We start from the raw sequence: 17,284 nt of genomic DNA, 5'->3' as shown, positions 1-17,284 counted from the left end.
TGTCGGGGGAAGCGATCATTCGCGCGTCCTCCGACCGGAACCGAGAGGACGTCTGTGGCCTTCGCGATCGACCCGTCTGCGCTGAACACCCACGCGAAGACCCTGCGCACCCTGTCCGATGCCGTTCCGCCCGCCACGAGCTACGTCGCGACGAACCTCAGCCTCACGATCGTCGACACGGCCTTCCTGTTCGCGAAGGCGCTCGACGCGGCGAACCAGACCAAGGACGCGATCCAGCCCTACCTCACCGACCTCGCGAACTCGCTCGACCTCTCGGCCGACGAACTCGACGCGACGGCGACCAGGTCGATCGAACTCGACGACGCCATCGAGCGCGACCTCGACGCCGCCTACCCCGAGCCCGTCGAACGTGGCACTCCGATGTCGGTTCCGACGAGCAGGGCGGTCTACGTGAAGCCGTCGCCGCCCGGTGACGCTCTGGTGACACCCGAGGGCGAGCCGCCATCCGACCTGGTCAGCGTCATCCTGACGACCGACTGGTTGAGCCCGTCGACCGTGGTCGCGCAGATCCTGGACTGGATCTTCGACTGGAACTACCTGGATGAGATCTCGAAGAAGTTCTCCGGGGATTGGAACTCGCTGTTCCGTGTCACCCACGCCCTGGAGAGCCTGAAGGGCTACCACGTCTCCCAGTCCGAGAACATCGGCTACGCCATGTCGGTCGGAGCGAACACGTGGACCGGTCAGGGCGCAGACGCTGCGAACGCATTCTTCACCGAGATGGCCCGCCTGGTGCGCGAAGCCGGTGACGAGATCGGCACGCTGGCCCCAGAGTTCGAGGTCGTCGCCCGCGGCATGCACGACACCGCTGCTCTCGTGGCAGACCTGTTCGCGCAGATCCTCGACGCGGCGATCGCCGCCGCCTTCTTCTACATCGCGGGCACCGTGCTGGTCGAGACCGTCGTCGGCACCGTGATCGGCTACCTCGCAGGCACCGGGACCCTCGCCTACATGGCGTGGCTCGCCCACGAGGCCTACGACGTCGTGCAGAGCGCCCTGCTGTTCTTCGACGCCCTCGGCGCCGGCGTGGCCGTCTTCGCCCAGTTCCTCGCCGGCGGCGTCGAGCTCCCCAAGCCCCTTCCCTACGACAACCCCACGGTGTGATGAACGAACCTCCTCTCGACCCCACGACGGCGCCCAACGGCTCGGACCCCTCCGACGGACCACGGATGCTCCCCACGATCGACCCGGGAAGCCCGACCGGGCGCATGCTGCGCGACTCGATGGAACGCCTGCGCTTCGCTCCCGTCGACCCGGCGATCCAGCGGTTCGCCCAGGACGTGCTCGACGGCCGCCGCAGCGCCCGCGACATGATGGACCTGCCGCAATTCCAGCCGCTGCTGGAGAAAGCCGGCCAGTCGCTGCAGGAATACCTCGCCGCGATGGACCCCGCCGAGCGCGAGGCCTTCCGGGCAGACATCCGCGCCGGACGCCCGCCCGGCACCGGACGTCCCGACGGATCGACGGGCGGCTCGGCCGGTGCGCGCTGATCGGATTCTCGGCGCCGGAGCCGCTGCGATCCTCCTCCTCGGACTCACCGGGTGCTCCGGCGCGGCGTCACAGCCCCAGTCGGTGACGGTCGGCTACACGATCGACGGCGACGCGAAGAGCGCCGACGTCGAGATCCCCGGGCTCGCCTGCCAGACCCTGGGAGAGCGCGTCTTCTACTCGACCACGGCCGAGCGGAACGGCGACGACCCTCTCCCGTTCGTCGCCAACGCCGACAGTGGCTCGTACGAGAGCGTGATCGTGACGCTGCAGGTCACCGACGACCTCTGGTTCACCTCGGGGAAGCCGTTCACCGCCACCGAGGACGGGGTCTCCTTCGACGGCGTCGTCGGAGGAGTCGGCCCGCTGGATGACTCGGGGCTCCCCACCGTCGCCCTCGACAGTGCGGCGACCCTCACGGGCGACCTCGACTGCACCGAGAAGAAGTAGCGCGAAGAAGTAGCGCGAAGAAACAGCACGAAGCGCACGGCGCGAACACCCGACCGAGACCGAAGGAGCGATCATGAGCCGCGAGATCCGAGTGGAAGACACCGTCATCGAGGCATCCGTCACCCGCATCGATGCGGCCATCGACGAGATGCAGCGCCTGCTCGACGACCTCGAGCGCCGGGCGGCCGTGCTGCGCACCGAATGGTCAGGTGAGGCCTCCGACGCCTACGACCGGGCCCACCGCGACTGGGATCGGTCGATCCGCATCATGGAGAAGGCCGCCCGCGACGTGTCGGCCGTCGCCCACTCCGGCACGAAGCGCTTCCGCGCCATGGACGAGGCTCACGCGCGCGTCTGGTCGTTCTGACGCGAGACCCGCGGATGCCTCCAGCGGCACCCGCGCGGCCTCAGCTGTAGCGCGGGGGCACCCAGGCGAGCTGCGCCGCCACGACGCCGCGGCTGCGGCTGACGATCTGCGCACGACCCGGAACAGCGGGAACGGCCTTGACCTTGCCGATGAGCTGGCCCTCCTCGGGGTTTCCGCTCAGCAGGATTCCGGTGGTGCCGAGGTCGGTGAGGCGCTGGATGATCGGGTCGTACGCCGCCCGGCTGGCGCCACCGGCGCGACGCGTGAGGATGACGTGCAGCCCGAGGTCGCCCGCCTGCGCGAGCAGTGGAGCGAGCACGGCCAGCGGGTTGCCCTGCGAGGTGGCGACGAGGTCGTAGTCGTCGACGAGGATGAAGCCCTCGGCGCCGGTCCACCACGACCTGGCGCGCAGCTGTTCCGGCGAGACGTCGGGGCCCGGGATGCGGCTCTGGAAGAACGCGGCCAGCTCACCGAGGCCACCCGACGCCATCTCGTGCGAGCTCAGGTAGGCGCCGAGGTACTCGTCGGGAATGTCGCCCAGCAGAGCGCGCCTGTAGTCGACGACGAAGATCTTGGCCTCGCTCGGGCCGTAGTGCCGCATGATCTCGTTGGCGTACGCGCGCAGCATCGACGACTTGCCCGAGCCTGCGTCGCCGTACAGGAACAGGTGCGGCTCCTCCGACGGGTCGATCAGGAACGGCGCGAGGTCGGCCTCGTCGATGCCGAGCGCGATCTCGCGTGACGCCGCAGGCACCAGCTCGCGCAGCTCGTCGAGAGTGATGCTGTCGGGCAGCAGGCGCAGCTTCGGTCCGGCGGGCCCGGTCCAGGCCGCGCGCACGTGCTCGGTGAGGTGGTCGATGCCATCGGCCAGGCTCGCGGATGCCGCGACTCCGTCGATGCGCGGCAGGGCCGTGAGCATCTGCAGGGCGGCGGGGTTCAGCCCGCGGCCCGGGATGGCCGTGACGTTGGCCGCGGCCTTCCGGTCGGTCTCGGAGTCGCTCGGGTCGCCGAGCCGCAGCTCGATGCGGGTACCGATGAGGTCCTTGATGTTGGCCCGCAGCTCGAGCCAACGGGCAGCCGTGATCACGATGTGCACGCCGTACGTGAGGCCGCGGGCGGCGATCGTCTGGATGCTCGCCTCGAGGGACTCGAACTCGGATCTCAGGGTCCCCCAGCCGTCGATGACGAGGAACACGTCGCCGTAGCCGTCATCGACCTGGCCTGCGGCGCGCCGCTGCCGATAGGTGTCGATGGAGTCGATGCCGTTCTGCCTGAAGAACACTTCGCGGGCGTTGAGGATGCCGGTGACCTCGGCCACGGTGCGGCGCACGATGTCGGGTTCGGACCTGGTGGCGAGCCCGCTCAGGTGCGGGAAGCCCTGCAGCCCCGAGAAGGCGCCACCACCGAAGTCGAGCACGAAGAACTGCACCTCGAGCGGGGTGTTGGTGAGGGCGAGCGCGATCATCGTGGTGCGCGCGAGCGTGCTCTTGCCACTGAGCGGCGCACCGACCACGACCATGTGACCGGCGGCGCCGCCGAGCGAGACCACCAGGTTCTCCCGGCGCTGCTCGAGGGGCACGTCGACGATGCCGAGCGGCACAGTGAGCGCTCCGGCCCCGCGCCAGCGCGCCGACACGAGGCCGAGCGTCGGGTCGACGGCGAGGTCCCCGAAGAGCTGGTCGAGAGTCGCCGGAACCTCGAGCGGCGGCAGCCACACGCGGTGGGCGACGGGACCGCGTCCCGACATCCGTGCCACGGCGATCTCGAAGGTGCTGCGCGACTCCTCGGGTTCGATGGCGACTGGGGCGTCGAGTTCGGGTTCGACGGGAGCTGCCGTGTGCACGGCGGCCGCCGTGAAGAGTTCGACGGATGCCGCCCCGGAGTCCGAGCGGCCGGTGTCGATCGAGCGGCGTCGACGGGGCGGCGGCGCAGACACGTAGGCCGCGCGGAACTGCGTCATCGTCTCGGTGTCGCTCTTGAGGAAGCCGACACCGGGCTGCTGGGGCAGGGTGTATGCGTCGGGAACACCGAGGATGGTGCGCGACTCGGCTGCCGAGAAGGTGCGAAGGCCGATGCGGTACGACAGGTAGGTGTCGAGGCCGCGGAGCTTGCCCTCCTCGAGGCGCTGCGAGGCGAGCAGCAGGTGCACCTGGAGCGAGCGGCCGACGCGGCCGATGTTCACGAAGCTCTCGACGAACTCGGGCTTGGCGGCCAGCAGCTCGGAGAACTCGTCGGCGACGATGAGCAGCGACGGCAGCGGGGGCAGTTCGCTGCGTCCGCCCCGACGGGCCTTCTCGTAGTCGGAGACGTTGGCGAAGTTCCCCGAGGAGCGCAGCAGCTCCTGGCGGCGCACGATCTCACCCTGCAGGGCGTCCTGGAATCGGTCGACCAGCGAGATCTCATCGCCGAGGTTCGTGATGATGGCCGAGACGTGGGGCATGCCCGCCATCCCGGCGAAGGTGGCTCCACCCTTGAAGTCGACGAGCACGAAGTTGAGCTGCTCTGGCGAGTGCGTCAGCGCGAGGGCCAGCACGAGGGTGCGCAGCACCTCGGACTTTCCGGATCCCGTCGCACCGATCATCACACCGTGCGGGCCCATGCCCTGCTGGGCCGATTCCTTGATGTCGAGCACGATCGGCGCGCCGTTGGTGTCCTGGCCGATGGGCACCCGCAGGCGGTCGCGCTCGAGGCGAGGCCTCCACGACACGTCGAAGTCGATGTCGCGCACGTCGGGCAGCCCGAGCAGGTCGACGAGATCGGCCTGCTTGGCGGTGGAGCGCGTGGCGACCGCCGTGCTCGTCATGGAGAACAACGGCAGCAGGCGACGCGCTGTGGCCTCGGCCTCCACGATGCTGATGGTGTCGGGGTGGAACGAGCGCGCCGGGATCTGCAGGGTCAGGAGTTCCGCCCGACCCGGTCGCTCCGCATCGAAGGCTATGCGCAGGGCGTTCTGGTTCTCGAGGTCGCCCCACCGCGCCGGCAGGTCGATGACGGTGACGCCCGCGGTGCCGTCGCCCGCGAGCAGCACGTCGCTCAGCGGGATGCGCGCGCCGTCGGTGACGATGACGACATGGGGAGTGAGAGGCGTCGAGCCGTCGCGGGCGAAGCGCGGGCGCTCGCGCACGTCGGCGGGCATGAGGGCCGCGAGGTCGGCGACGTTCGAGCCGATCATGCGCGCGGCGCCGAGGGAGTCCGTCGACTGACGCGAGTGGGTGTGCGGCAGCCACTTGGCCCACTCCCACTGCCCGAGTGCTGCGTCCTCAGCGGCGATGACGATCTGCAGGGTGTCGGGATCGTGCATGGTCGCGGCGTGCAGCAGCATGGCGCGGGCGAGCCCGCGCGACTCGTTCTCGTCGCCGGTGATCTCGATGCGGGCGAAGTCGCGCAGGGTCACGCCGAGCGGCAGGTCCTTCTGCACCTCGTGGGTGAGCATGAAGCGATGGGCTGCGGATGCGGCCACGGGATCGAGCTGCGCGAGCGGGGGAAGCTCCGGCGCCTCGAGCGTGATGCACAGCGGCTGGTCGCTGGTGCCCACGCGCACGGCGAGGAAGTCGGCGTCGGCGGGCGAGCGCTCCCAGACGCGGGTGCGCTCCTCGGCGATGAACGGCAGGGTCGACGGTGCCGGATGCTGCCAGTTGCCGGCCCGGCGCTGCTGCTTCGACGCCACTCGCACCGTGCGTCGCAGCTCGGTGAGGTAGGCGAGGTACTCGCGGCGGGCGGCGAGCGTCGCCGAGGTCCGCTGCGATCGCTGTCGCCATCCGTTCACGGCCACGAATCCGAGGGAGGAGAGCAGGAACATGCCGCCGGTGATGAAACCCGTCGGTCCGGTGTTGGAGACGCTCACCATGACGATGGCGCCGATCGAGCCGAGCATCGGCAGCATGGAGCTGAGCAGTCCGCCGCCGCCGTCGCTCGGGGCGATCTCCGGCGGTGGCTGAACCGTGATGGTGCCCGACGGGACGCGGGGTGGTGCCAGACGTGGACCGCTCATCGGGCCTTGTCCGCACTCTCGTGCGCCATGAGGATGCTCACGGTGAAGGTGCGGTTGCCGATGCGCACGCGGTCCCCTTCATCGAGAAGCACCCTGTTGCCTGGGAGGAGGGGCGCTGAGGCGGCGTCATCGCTTCTGATCTCGGTTCCGTTCGTGGAGTTGGTGTCTGTGACCCAGGTGCGACCGCGCGAGTGCTCGAGCCGCAGGTGCGTCTTCGAGACCGTCGACTCCGGGTCGCGCACCGAGATGAGCCTGTCACCCTGGTCCGTGGCCGACGGGTTGCGTCCGAGGTTCACGGCCACGGGGATGGGCAGCTGCTCGCGCTGACCGGTGTCGAAGATGAGGAGCAGGGCTCCGGTCTCGGACGCCGAGGCGTCGGCAGCCGGAGCCTGGTCGACGGGGACGGCGGCCGCGCGGCGTCCCGTCGGTGGGGACACGGATGCTGCAACGGATGCCGCAGTCGAGTCGATGGTCGCGGCAACCGCGGGGGCCGCATCCGCTCGCCGACCTGCGTTCCGGGGCTCGACAGCGGGGGCCGGTGCGTCGAGCTGCGGCATCCGCTCGTCTGCGGTTCCACCGGCCGTGGATGCGCCGCGCACCGAGGCGGACTCGACGGCGATGGGAACCGAGGAGGGCGCGCCGGTGAATGAGGCGCTGGCCGAGTTCTCGTCGTCCGACACCAGCATGGCCGGAGCGCGCCGGGTCGATGTCACCAGGAGGGGCGCCGCGAGCACGATGCCGCGCGAGCCGGCCGGCGCTGCGGTCCGGCTGCGGGCGGGGACGGCGACGACGAGGGTGCGTGCGGCACGGTCCGCCCAGGAGCGGCCGCGTCCCGAGGCGTCCCATGCGCTCGACGCGACGACGACCCAGGCGCCCACGCCGGCGGCGAGGAAGCCGGCGCCGGTGATGAACCAGCGGACGAATCCTCGACCGACGCCGGGCGAGAACGGGCCGTCCTCACGGGCCGTGCGCAGTCGCATGGCTGCATTGCCCGGCGTGATGCCCGTACGCGACTCGATGATCCACAGGCCGACGGCGAGTTCGATGGCGACGACGGCGCCCAGCACGAGAGTGCCCGTGAGCAGCCAGACGACGACGGCGATTCCGGCGACGACGGCGACGTCGATGCTGAAGGCGGCGATGCGACGACCGACCGTCGCCGGGCGTCCGACGAATGCCGTGCCGAGGGATCCGCCGATACGGCGCGGACCGGCCGCGGTCGGCACAGCGGGAGCTGCGACGGTGGGAGCCGCTGCGAGAGCCGCGGATGCCGGAACGACGGCGTCGGGACGCGCGTCGGCCGGGCCGCCCGGAGCCTGCTGCGGGGCGGCGTCCGGCGACGAACCCTCGAGCCCCGGCTGGGGCGCGAGCAGGCCAGGGGGCAGTGCGGGCACGCCGGAGGGAGGCAATGCCGGAACCCCCGCGCGCCCGGGGAATCCTCCGCGGTCGCTCATCCTGCCATCATCCCACGGAGCAGGCTCAGCACGTCCGCGTAGAGCAGTGCGGCGGGCAGTGCGAAGGCCACGGCGATCCACTCGATCACGTCGCCCGTGCGCGACCACGCCAGCGATGAGGCGCCGCGCGACGCGGGCACGACGATGGCCGCGGCGATCACGGCCGCGAGGAACAGCCCTGCCGCGATGAGGCTGAGCGCGAGCGGCTCGAGGGTGGTGAGCGCCAATTGGGCGGCGACGACGAGCACGACGGCTGCCGCGGCTCGCGGCATCCAGCGCAGCAGCAGTCCCGCGGTGTGCCTCGGAGTGAGCAGCAGCGAGATCTCGACGCACACGATGAGCACGATGCCGCCGGTCACGACGAAGGGGTCGCTCCCCCATGGCTGCAGCAGTGCGATCGGGGCGAAGACCGCTGCGATGATGCTGAGCAGGGCGGCTCCGGCGACGAGACGGGCCGACGACCCGTCGACAACGGCCCGCACGGTCTCCACCCTGATGGCCCCGGGCGACTCGGGGATGGCGCCGCGCACGGTCCAGCGGTTCCCGATGAAGTGCTTGTAGTCGATGAAGTAGCCCTCGGGGAGGTTCACGAGAGTACTGGGCAGTGCGCGGAGCGCGAGCGGCACGGCGCCGAGCGAGACCGCTGCAGCGGCCGGCTCCTCCCAGTGCATCAGCAGGGCGAGACCCCACACCGCGGCCAGGACGGCGAGCATGATCGCGACGGTGCCGGCTGCGGCACGCAGTTCCGCGGCTGCCGCCGTCGCAGTGAGCACGGCGCTCAGCACGGCGGCGGCGACGAATCCGGCGGCGACGGCCAGACGGGCGCCGTCCTCGAGCCCCGGCGGCGGAGCGAGGGCGCCGGCGCTGAAGGCGAGGGCGAGCGGTGCGAGCAGCGCGACGGCGCCGGCCATGCCGGCCCGGGCACGCGCGGCCCACACCACGGCGGTGATGACGGCGGCGAGTCCCAGCACGATGCTCGTGAGCAGGCGCATGCCGGGGTCGACCGAGACCGCGACGGCCGCGAGGGCGAGGGGTGCGATGACGGCGAGCATCCACCACGGTGTGCCGTGGTCGACTCGCCGGTTGCCGGACTCGCGGGCTGCACGCGCCGACACCGCGGCATCCGCCCGCAGATCGACGACGCTGTAGAGCCCGCCATCGACGAGATCGATGGCCGGGGTCTCGGGGGCGATCTCGATTCCGTCGCGGTCGAGCACGATGTGGCGGCCGTCGCCGACGGGAAGACCCCCGGCACGCAGCGCGTCGCCGAGTCTGTCGTCCACCGGGATGGCGATGTCGAAGCGCCCGCTGTCGCTGAGCAGGGCGAGCCGACGGCGTTCGACGGCGGGAGTGCTCATGCGTCTCCCCCTGGTCCTTCGCCGTTCAGCACGTCGGAGCCCGGCGAGGCTCCCACGCTAGATCCTGCCACCTGCGCGCGAGTGGTGGCGTGCACGCCGAGCCGGTCGTGCGCATCGTCGAGAGCGCGACCGACCGCGCGTCAGCCGCGTCCGCCGGCGCCGGCGCCCTTCGACCGGGGGCCGCTCTCCTCGTCGTCATCGAGGGTGGGGGCGATGTAGCCGCCGAGGCCCTGACCCTTGGCCTTCTCCTCGGAGGCGCCGCCCTGCTGGCCGCCGGCCATCATTCCGGGGCGGCCGCCCGCTGCTCCGGATGCTCCACCGGCGCGAGCTGCAGAGGAACCGTTGGCGCCGTTCGCGCCGCCGCCGGCTCCACCGGCCTGGCCGAGAAGGCCACCGCTGGACCGAGCGCCCGCGGTGGAACCGGCACCGCCGGGGCCCCCCATGACACCCGCTCCGCCGACGCCGCCGGCACCGCCGAAGCCGCCCAGTCCGCCGAGTCCCGCCGTTCCGCCGCCCGCGAGCTTCGATCCCGCCAGCAGCGCGGCACCGGCGCCGCCGCCGATCACGCCGGAACCGAGTGGGGACGGGCCGCCGGAGCCGTTGCCGGCCGACCCGCCCAGCCCGCCGGGGGTTCCGACGCCGGGTCCACCGCTGCCGCCACCGGGAATGTAGCCGGGGCCGCCGTCATCGACCGAGGGTGTGGACGGGTCGCTTCCGAAGTCGGGCGTCTCGTACACGGGGCCCTCCGGCGTCGGGTCGGACCAATCCGGACCCTGCGTGGTCGGGCCGGTCGGATCGGTCACCGTCGTGTCGGGTCCGGAGAAGTCGGGCGTGTGGAACACGGAGCCCACGTGGCCGCCGGGGTTCGATCCCGGAGTCGAGCCGCCACCCGGGTAGCCGCCGCCACCGGGGTAGCCGCCGCCCGGGTAGCCGCCTCCGGGCATGGTGGGCCCCGTGGGTCCGTCGTCCTTCGGAATGGAGACCTCACCGAAACCGATCGCCTGGATCTCTCGAAGCGTATCCTGGCTCTTCTGGAGTTCCACGCGGTGCTCCTCGAGAGTGCCGCCCAGGCTCTCCACCTTCTTCTTGGCCGCATCCTCGCGCTGGTTGCCGAGGAACCCCTCGATGACGTCGAGGGCCGTGTCCGACGCGAGCGGGCCGAGCACAGGGTGCACGACGGTGGATCCGGCCGTCACCGCGGTGCGCCAGAACGGGTCGACCTTCGCCGAGGGGAGATCGGACGACGAGGACACCGCATCCGCTCGGGCCGAGTTCGCCTGCGAGACCGTCGTCTCGATGTGGGTGACGGCATCCTGCACGACGGTGAACTTCTTCTTGAGCACCTGGAACACCTCTGAGGCGTCGTCGGCGGAGGTTCCCTCCCACCCCGGCGATGCGGCGAGGGTGGCCATGGTGCGCTGGAGAGTGCCGAGCGCGAGCGACAGGGTCTGGATCTTCTCGATGTTCCAGTCGGCTCCGGCGCCGATGGCGGCGAGCTGGTCTTCGTACTTGCCCATGGTCATGCTCCTGTCTGGGTCTGGCCGGTGGTCGGCGGGGATGCGCTCGGGCGACGACGCGCGAGCACCACGATCAGGACGACGAGTCCGGCGAGGACGAGCGCGCCGACGACGGCGATCCCGATGATGACCGGCACGGCGAGCCCTGTGGTGTCGTCGTCGGAGGCCACCGGCGCCGTCGATGGCGACTCGGAGGCCGACGGCGCTGCCGACGTCTGCGCGAACTCGGCTGCAGCCGGCACGGTATCGGGATCGTCGAGGATCAGCGGGTTCACATCGGGATAGGTCGTCGGGTCCACGGAGAGCATGGTCGTCAGTGACGCGGTGCCGTAGCCGTAGGTGTTGTCATGGATGAGGTCGGGATTGCCCGCCCCTGTGTTGTGGATCAGCGTCTGAATGAGCTGGTTGCCCGTCGCCTTCGGATACTTCTGCTTCACCACGGCGAGGAAGCCGGCCGTGAGCGGAGTGGCGTAGGACGTGCCATCCCCGAGCGCCTGATCGGTCCAGTTCTTCTCGGCGGCGGGAGTGTCCCAGCTCGATCCCTGGGTGAGGATCCCGAGTCCGGCATTCGCGACGGTGACCTTCTCGAAGGAGTTCGGCACACCATCGGTGGCGAGCGCGGCGCCGTCGGCTCCGATCGCCTGCACGGCCACGACACTGTTGTACCGCGCGAACCCGTCGGGCTGGCTGCCCGGCTTGTCGGGGAGACCGGCGACGATCACGACACCCTCCCGGGCAGCGCGCAGAATGGTCGGGATCCAGTCCTGATCTGCATCGAGCGCCAGGGATATGGAGATGATATCGGCACCATCGTCGATGGCGGCGTTGACGGCGTCGATCGTCGTGATCGAGGTTTCCCCGTCGAGCGGGTCGCACCGGCCGGCCGGTTGCCGCCCAGCCACCGTCGGCGGTTGGATCTGACCGTTGTAGTAGAGCAGCGTCGCTCCTGGAGCGGCACCGAAGACACCGCGCGCCCCGTCGATCCCACTGCCGTCTCCGACGACGAGTGAGGCCGTGTTCGTGCCGTGCTTGGCCGTCAGCTCGTCAGTCGTCGCCGGGTACGCCGTTCCGTCCTCCTGGGCGCAGAACGACGGCTCGCGCACGGTGAGATCGGCAGCGGCCAGCGTGGGGATGCCGGGGTGGAACTGCGAATCGATGATGGCCACGGTCACTCCCTCACCCGTGTAGCCCGCAGCCCAGGCGTCGGGCAGGTGGAACGCGTCCACGTACCAGAGGCCGGGGCCGTCGACGGCTGCCGTGGCCGGCAGGGCCGGAGCGACGACGAGTGCCGCTGTCGCCGCCAACGTGGCGATGAGGCGGGCGGAACCGCGCCTCATTGGATCATGTTGCGCGTTCCGCCGCCAGCGGGCGCGACGGGAGTCACCGGCGGAAGCTCGGTGGCGACCGCGGCATCGAGGAAGTTCAGGAATGCCTTGGCATCGTCGGCGATGCTCTCGTCGTTCTGCACGAGCTGGGCGACGGTCTTGCGGATGGCGTCCTCCGCAGCCTGGAGCTCCTCGATGATCGAGCGGGTCGCCGCCTTCAGAACCACGGCGGTCTCGGCCAGTTCCGTTCGGAAGGGGGAGGCCACGCCGACGCTGACGCCCTCGGACTGCAGCTCGCTGGGCTCAGGCAGAGCGGAGAGCCCCTCGAGGAGGTCTTTGAGACCGCTCGTCACGAGGTCGGGGATGACCTGGATGATGCTCGCCATGATGGGGCTCCTTTCAGCGATCGTGTGAAGTGGTCGGCGGGCCGGGATGAACTCCCGGCCCGCCGGCAGCGGCCTAGAGCGAGAAGCGCCCGGCCGACGACTTGTCGCTCTGCAGGTACTGCGCGGCGATCTCCTCGGTCTTGCCGGAGATCTGCTGCAGCAGCTGCTGGAGCTCGCCGAGCGAGGCGTTCCACTTGGCCTGGGCCTGGTCGTAGGACTGCTGAGCGTCACCACCCCATGCTGAACGCAACTTGCCCACCTCGGCCTCGAGGCGGTCGAGCTCGGCGCGGATGCCCTGGGCACCTCCGCGGATCTGACCTGCGAGCGCCGTGACCTGCTCGGGACGGACTGACATCGACTGCATGTTCATCTACTCCTTGATCCGTGTTCCGGGTGCCTAGGCGCCCATCATCGAGCCGAGGCCCGAGATGGTCTGCTGGTGCGAGTCTTCGGTGGCTGCCTGGTCCTTCTCGGTGCCGGCGAGTGCGGCCTCGAGAGTGACGAGGACCTCGTTGAGCTTGCGGGTCTGCTCGTCCCAGCGCGTCATCAGCGTGGTGAACGAACCGGCGGCGGCGCCGGTCCAGAATCCACGCAGCTGGTCGATCTCGCCGCGGACCTTCTTGACCTGCTGGTCGACTCCGGTCTTGGTCTCGCGCACTGCCTGGGCACCCTTGCGGAGGGCACCCTCTTCTGCTGAAATCTGGTCAGCCATCACCCATTCCTCTCATTCGTCCGATGTAGACGATCACTGGAGGGGGCGGCCAGAATTCGGCAGCGTCTTCGTCCCCCAAATGCGTCACCGCGACCCAACCTAAGCGAGATCCGCTCAGTGAGCAATTCCCCCCTTAAGCGGGACGTACCCCGGATGGGGTCGAGCGGCGAGCTGAGCCTCGATCATCTAGAGTGAAACGCGTGTCATCCGCTGGTCGAGCGGACGAGACGAACGGGGAAGACATGAGCCAGACCGCGATCGCTGCGGGCGCGGTGCTGCGGTTGTCGATCGTCAGCGAGGACCGACGCCTCGACGTCGGCGTGCCCGCGCAGATCCCGCTGATCGAGCTGCTGCCCGGCTTCGCCAGACGCCTCGGCATGCTCGATCCGTCACTGGCGCACGGCGGCTACGTGCTCAACCGCGCCGACGGGTCTGCGCTCGACCCCGCCCGTGGCATCGGCAGCCAGGGCGTGCACGACGGCGAACTCCTCACCCTCGTCCGCGGCGGCCTCCTCGCCGAGGCCAGGGTCTACGACGACGTCGTCGAGGCCGTCATCGATGCGACGAGCGAGCAGCACGGCTCGTGGACCCCGCGCGACAGTTCGCGCACCGCTCTCGCCGTGAGCGTCACCTTCCTGGCGCTGTGCGCCCTCCTGCTCGTCGGCACCGGGCGCGACTTCCCGCTGGCCGTGGTGCTCGCCGGCGCCGGGGCGCTCGTGCTCATCGCGGCATCCGTGGTGCTCTCCCGCCTCGGCCAGACCGAGGCCGGAGCAGCACTGGGCCTGGCCGCTGCGGGGTACGGCGGCATCGCCGGTTTCCTCGCCGTGCCCGGCGACCCGCTCTGGGGCTGGCCTGTCGCAGCCGGTGCCCTCGGTCTGCTCGTCGTCGGCGGCGTGGAACTGGCCTTCACCCCCAAGAAGCCCGAGATCCACCTCGTCCCCCTCGCATTCGGTGCGAGCATCGGACTGGCCGCCGTCGTGACCGCGCTGTTCTCGCTCGACCCCGTCGGGCCGTACTCGATCATGCTCGCCGTCACGGCGATGCTCGCGAACGGCCTGCCGTGGCTCGCGCTCAGCTCCACGCGCATCCAGGTCATCTCCCCCCAGAGCGACGCCGACATCTTCACGGCACCCGACCCCATCGACGCAGAAGACGTGAAGCGTCGCGCTGCAGCGGGCGCCAGGGTGCTGGTGTCGCTGCGGCTGGCCCTCGGCCTCTCGGCCCTCGCCGCCACCCCGCTCGTCGCCGCGAACGGACTCACGGGAGCCCTGCTGTGCGCCCTCGCGTTCCTCGGCATGATGTTCCAGTCGCGCCAGACCTACGCCCGCGCCGGCGTCCTGACCCTCATGGCCCTCGGCGCTCTCGGTCTCGCCGCCACGGGGCTCACCGTCATCATCACCCAGCCCGACCTGCGCATCGGCATGCTCGTCGTGCTGCTGGTCGGAACCGCGCTCCTGGTCGGCCTCACCCTGTTGAGCCCCCGTGCGCGGCTGCGTCTCGGGCGCCTCGCCGACACCGTCGAGGTGCTCGCCCTGGCTCTGCTGCTCCCCCTCGGCGTCGTCACGGCCGGGCTCGCGTAACCCGATGGCGACCAAGAAGGACCTCATCGAGGCGCAGGGATTCAGTCGTCGGCGCCTGCTCTCTGCGTTCACCGGCGGCGCCCCCGGCGGCAAGGAGCTCGACCCGGCCAAGCCGCTGCGGGCCGTCGTCGCCGGCGTCGCCCTGACGGCCATGGTCATCCTGGGCGGCGTGTTCTACGGGCTGGTGCGCCCCGGCCTCCCGCAGGGCTGGGAGGACAACAAGCTCGTGCTCGTCTCCGACACCGGGGCACGCTACCTGACCGTCGGTGGCGAGCTGCATCCGGTCATCAACACGGCCAGCGCGCGCCTGCTCGTTCCGGCCGGCGACTTCTCCGTCATCAGCACCGACCAGGACACCGTGGCCGACATCACGGTCGGCGGCACAGTGGGCATCGTCGGCGCCCCAGACGACCTGCCTGCTCCGGATGCCCTCATCTCCGACGGCTGGACAGCCTGCGTCACCGGCCGCGGGCAGACCGCGGTCGGCATCAGCGAAGATCCCATCGCGACGGACGCCCCAGACAGCGGCACGGTCGTCACTGTCGCCGACGAGCTGTTCGTCGTCGCCGGCGAGTACCGCTACGCCGTCGACAGCGACGACGCCAACGCCGTGCTTCGGGCCGTGGGACTCGGCACCTCCGCCCCGATCGAGGTCGACGGCCGCTGGCTCAATCTGTTCAAGCCCGGTGCCGACCTGGCGCCGCTGACCGTCGAAGGTGCCGGTGACACCATCGCCGGCACCGACCTGCGCGTCGGTGCCGTGGTGCACCCCGAGGGCAGCGCCGACGACGAGCGGTACATCGCACTGTCCACCGGCGAGCTCGCCAGGCTCACTCCGGTCGCCTACCAGTTGCAGCTCCTCGGCACCAGCGACGGCGAGGTCGTCGACGTGAGCCCGGCCGAGATCGGCGACCTGCCCACGGCGACGGACCCGGCGGGCGGACGCGACTGGCCGAGTGACATCCTCATTCCCGTCGACGCCGAACTCCTGCCGTGCGCCCTGTCCGACGTGACAGAAGACACCACGACGACGACCTTGGCCACAGCGCCTTCGTCCGACGTGACCGGAGCAGACCCCGTCGGCGTCGACGTGGGAGCGGGCTCGCTCGTGCGGGCAGGGTCTGGCACTCCGGCCTTCCTCGTCGACGGATCCGGCACCGCCTACGCCGTCACGACGGCCGACTCCCTCGAACGCCTGGGTTACTCGGGCAGGGACGTCGCGACCATCGTGCCCGGATGGCTCGACTTCCTGCCGACCGGACCGGAGCTCTCCCCCGAGGCCGCCGGCGCGAGCCCCGCCGTCGAGGCCGCGAGCTCGAAGTGACGCGCCGAGGTATCGGCGTCGCCGTCGTACTCGGAGGCCTCCTCGCCGGCGGTCTCCTGGTGTCGCCGACAGTCGGTGTCGCGCCGGCCGTCGCCGCAGACGAGGTGTGCAAGCCGGGCAACGTCGTGTTCTCGACCGAGAGGCCGGCCGCGTTCTCGCTGCTGCAGACCGAGGCCGCGTGGCAGCGGAGCACCGGGGAGGGCGTGATCGTGGCCGTCGTCGACTCCGGGATCGACGCCGACAACCCGCACCTCGAGGACGCGGTGGTCGGCGGGATCGACCTCGTCGGCGACGGCGAGCGTGCCGACGGTCTGAGCGATCCTCAGGGACACGGCACCGCCATCGCCGGCCAGATCGCAGCCCGCAAGATCCCGGAGTCGGGCGTCGTCGGTCTGGCGCCCGACGCCGGACTGCTGTCAGTCCGGGTCTTCCGGGGCACTGATGACGAGTCGAAGCGCGACGGCTTCGGTCCGACGACGGCTCGGCTGGCCGCCGGCATCCGGTGGGCCGCCGAGCATGACGCAGACGTCATCAACGTCTCCCTCAGCGAGGTCGACGGCTCCGCCGAGCTGCAAGCTGCCGTCGCGGCAGCTCATAAGGCTGGGAGCCTCGTGGTCGCCAGCGGTGGCAACAGGGCGACGGCGGAGGATGCGCGTGACGGCGCCCGGTATCCGGCCGCCTATCCCGGGGTTCTCGGCGTGACGGCATCCGATGCATCCGGAACCGTGACGGACGACTCGATCCACGGGCCGCAGGTCGACGTGTCGGCCCCGGCGCAGTCGGTCACGACCTCCGCGACGGGCGCCGGCGACTGCGTGTACGCCACCGAGGCGCCGTCATCGAGCTTCGCCACAGGCTACGTGAGCGGCGCGGCCGCCCTCGTCGCGGCGGCCCACCCGGCCGATGGGCCCGACGGCTGGGCCTACCGGCTGATGGCCACCGCCGCGCGCACAGACCCCGATCAGCGCGACGACGTCTCGGGGTGGGGGCTCATCCAGCCGGCGGACGCGATCACCCTGCTGCCGTCTGCGACCACTCGCGGACCGGCGAGCCCCTTCGTCGACACCGCGGGCAGCGCAGTCAGGCCTCCCTCGATCAGCGTCACCCCGAGCGACGGCTCGTCCGCCTTCGCCGCCACGAGCGCCGCCACAGCTTTCATCACGATCGTCGGTGCGACGCTGCTGGGCATCATCGCGACGGCCGTCGTGCTGCGCCGGCGCCGTCGAGCCGATGCCGACAGCGGTGCATCGGCATCCGACGGCCCCCCGCGACTCGGCTTCCTGGACCGGCCTGCCGACGAGGAGTTCTGAG

General features: G+C 70.9%; 15 protein-coding genes. 7 read left to right on the top strand and 8 right to left on the bottom strand.

Going from position 1 to position 17,284, the window contains the following annotated elements; translation table 11 throughout:
- Positions 1-54 precede the first annotated feature (54 nt).
- The 4 genes from AADV74_RS12390 (at position 55) to AADV74_RS12375 (ending at position 2,326) form a co-directional block, all read left to right on the top strand.
- Positions 55-1,125, top strand: coding sequence for a hypothetical protein (locus AADV74_RS12390; protein ID WP_342114496.1), 1,071 nt, complete (start codon positions 55-57; stop codon positions 1,123-1,125).
- Positions 1,125-1,511, top strand: coding sequence for a hypothetical protein (locus AADV74_RS12385; protein WP_056168977.1), 387 nt, complete (start codon positions 1,125-1,127; stop codon positions 1,509-1,511). The genes AADV74_RS12390 and AADV74_RS12385 overlap by 1 nt, the downstream gene beginning before the upstream one ends.
- The gene (locus AADV74_RS12380) at positions 1,501-1,959 is read left to right on the top strand and encodes a hypothetical protein (RefSeq protein ID WP_342114493.1); all 459 of its coding nucleotides are present in this window, start codon (positions 1,501-1,503) and stop codon (positions 1,957-1,959) included. Before AADV74_RS12385 ends, AADV74_RS12380 begins: the two co-directional genes overlap by 11 nt.
- A 73-nt stretch (positions 1,960-2,032) precedes the next feature.
- Positions 2,033-2,326: a WXG100 family type VII secretion target gene (locus AADV74_RS12375; protein WP_342114491.1), complete on the top strand. Its 294-nt coding sequence runs from the start codon at positions 2,033-2,035 to the stop codon at positions 2,324-2,326.
- 40 nt (positions 2,327-2,366) lie between these two features.
- On the opposite strand, the gene eccCa is transcribed toward AADV74_RS12375, so the two are convergent.
- From eccCa to AADV74_RS12335, 8 genes are all read right to left on the bottom strand, one after another.
- Positions 2,367-6,317, bottom strand: a complete 3,951-nt coding sequence (eccCa, locus tag AADV74_RS12370) for a type VII secretion protein EccCa (RefSeq protein WP_342114489.1) — start codon at positions 6,315-6,317, stop codon at positions 2,367-2,369.
- Positions 6,314-7,771 (bottom strand): RDD family protein, encoded by a 1,458-nt coding sequence (locus AADV74_RS12365; RefSeq protein ID WP_342114487.1) that lies wholly within the window; start codon positions 7,769-7,771, stop codon positions 6,314-6,316. The genes eccCa and AADV74_RS12365 overlap by 4 nt, the downstream gene beginning before the upstream one ends.
- Positions 7,768-9,129, bottom strand: a complete 1,362-nt coding sequence (locus tag AADV74_RS12360; protein WP_342114486.1) for a hypothetical protein — start codon at positions 9,127-9,129, stop codon at positions 7,768-7,770. Before AADV74_RS12360 ends, AADV74_RS12365 begins: the two co-directional genes overlap by 4 nt.
- A 140-nt stretch (positions 9,130-9,269) precedes the next feature.
- Entirely contained in the window at positions 9,270-10,646 is a 1,377-nt protein-coding gene (locus AADV74_RS12355; RefSeq protein ID WP_342114484.1) for a hypothetical protein, read from the bottom strand.
- A 2-nt stretch (positions 10,647-10,648) separates the two neighbouring features.
- The gene (locus AADV74_RS12350; RefSeq protein ID WP_342114481.1) at positions 10,649-11,983 is read right to left on the bottom strand and encodes a S8 family serine peptidase; all 1,335 of its coding nucleotides are present in this window, start codon (positions 11,981-11,983) and stop codon (positions 10,649-10,651) included.
- Positions 11,980-12,357 (bottom strand): hypothetical protein, encoded by a 378-nt coding sequence (locus AADV74_RS12345; RefSeq protein ID WP_342114479.1) that lies wholly within the window; start codon positions 12,355-12,357, stop codon positions 11,980-11,982. The genes AADV74_RS12350 and AADV74_RS12345 overlap by 4 nt, the downstream gene beginning before the upstream one ends.
- A gap of 73 nt (positions 12,358-12,430) precedes the next feature.
- A complete protein-coding gene (locus tag AADV74_RS12340) occupies positions 12,431-12,712 on the bottom strand; it encodes a WXG100 family type VII secretion target (RefSeq protein WP_082510665.1) in 282 nt (93 codons plus the stop codon).
- A gap of 42 nt (positions 12,713-12,754) precedes the next feature.
- Positions 12,755-13,069 carry a WXG100 family type VII secretion target gene (locus AADV74_RS12335; RefSeq protein WP_056169003.1) on the bottom strand — a complete coding sequence of 105 codons (315 nt, stop codon included), beginning with the start codon at positions 13,067-13,069 and terminating at the stop codon, positions 12,755-12,757.
- A gap of 242 nt (positions 13,070-13,311) precedes the next feature.
- Between AADV74_RS12335 and eccD the strand changes: the two genes are divergently transcribed.
- From eccD to AADV74_RS12320, 3 genes are read left to right on the top strand one after another with little or no spacing between them, the layout of a single operon-like run.
- On the top strand, positions 13,312-14,649 hold the full coding sequence (gene eccD / locus AADV74_RS12330) for a type VII secretion integral membrane protein EccD (protein ID WP_342114471.1): 1,338 nt from the start codon (positions 13,312-13,314) through the stop codon (positions 14,647-14,649).
- A 4-nt stretch (positions 14,650-14,653) separates the two neighbouring features.
- On the top strand, positions 14,654-15,973 hold the full coding sequence (eccB, locus tag AADV74_RS12325; RefSeq protein WP_342114469.1) for a type VII secretion protein EccB: 1,320 nt from the start codon (positions 14,654-14,656) through the stop codon (positions 15,971-15,973).
- Positions 15,970-17,283 carry a S8 family serine peptidase gene (locus AADV74_RS12320; RefSeq protein ID WP_342114466.1) on the top strand — a complete coding sequence of 438 codons (1,314 nt, stop codon included), beginning with the start codon at positions 15,970-15,972 and terminating at the stop codon, positions 17,281-17,283. Before eccB ends, AADV74_RS12320 begins: the two co-directional genes overlap by 4 nt.
- The last annotated feature ends 1 nt before the right edge of the window (position 17,284 follow it).

Origin of the sequence: Leifsonia stereocauli (assembly GCF_038432415.1) — a bacterium.
Taxonomy (GTDB): Bacteria; Actinomycetota; Actinomycetes; order Actinomycetales; family Microbacteriaceae; genus Orlajensenia; species Orlajensenia stereocauli.
The sequence above is the reverse complement of the archived record's forward strand: the minus strand, read 5'-3'. Positions and strand labels throughout refer to the sequence as shown.

Excerpts from the sequence above, each read along its gene's own strand:
- AADV74_RS12385 (WP_056168977.1), top strand. The coding sequence starts at position 1,125 with ATGAACGAACCTCCTCTCGACCCCACGACGGCGCCCAACGGCTCGGAC.
- AADV74_RS12375 (WP_342114491.1), top strand. The coding sequence starts at position 2,033 with ATGAGCCGCGAGATCCGAGTGGAAGACACCGTCATCGAGGCATCCGTC.
- eccCa (WP_342114489.1), bottom strand. The coding sequence starts at position 6,317 with ATGAGCGGTCCACGTCTGGCACCACCCCGCGTCCCGTCGGGCACCATC.
- AADV74_RS12365 (WP_342114487.1), bottom strand. The coding sequence starts at position 7,771 with ATGAGCGACCGCGGAGGATTCCCCGGGCGCGCGGGGGTTCCGGCATTG.
- AADV74_RS12360 (WP_342114486.1), bottom strand. The coding sequence starts at position 9,129 with ATGAGCACTCCCGCCGTCGAACGCCGTCGGCTCGCCCTGCTCAGCGAC.
- AADV74_RS12355 (WP_342114484.1), bottom strand. The coding sequence starts at position 10,646 with ATGGGCAAGTACGAAGACCAGCTCGCCGCCATCGGCGCCGGAGCCGAC.
- AADV74_RS12350 (WP_342114481.1), bottom strand. The coding sequence starts at position 11,983 with ATGAGGCGCGGTTCCGCCCGCCTCATCGCCACGTTGGCGGCGACAGCG.
- AADV74_RS12345 (WP_342114479.1), bottom strand. The coding sequence starts at position 12,357 with ATGGCGAGCATCATCCAGGTCATCCCCGACCTCGTGACGAGCGGTCTC.
- AADV74_RS12340 (WP_082510665.1), bottom strand. The coding sequence starts at position 12,712 with ATGTCAGTCCGTCCCGAGCAGGTCACGGCGCTCGCAGGTCAGATCCGC.
- AADV74_RS12335 (WP_056169003.1), bottom strand. The coding sequence starts at position 13,069 with ATGGCTGACCAGATTTCAGCAGAAGAGGGTGCCCTCCGCAAGGGTGCC.
- eccD (WP_342114471.1), top strand. The coding sequence starts at position 13,312 with ATGAGCCAGACCGCGATCGCTGCGGGCGCGGTGCTGCGGTTGTCGATC.
- eccB (WP_342114469.1), top strand. The coding sequence starts at position 14,654 with ATGGCGACCAAGAAGGACCTCATCGAGGCGCAGGGATTCAGTCGTCGG.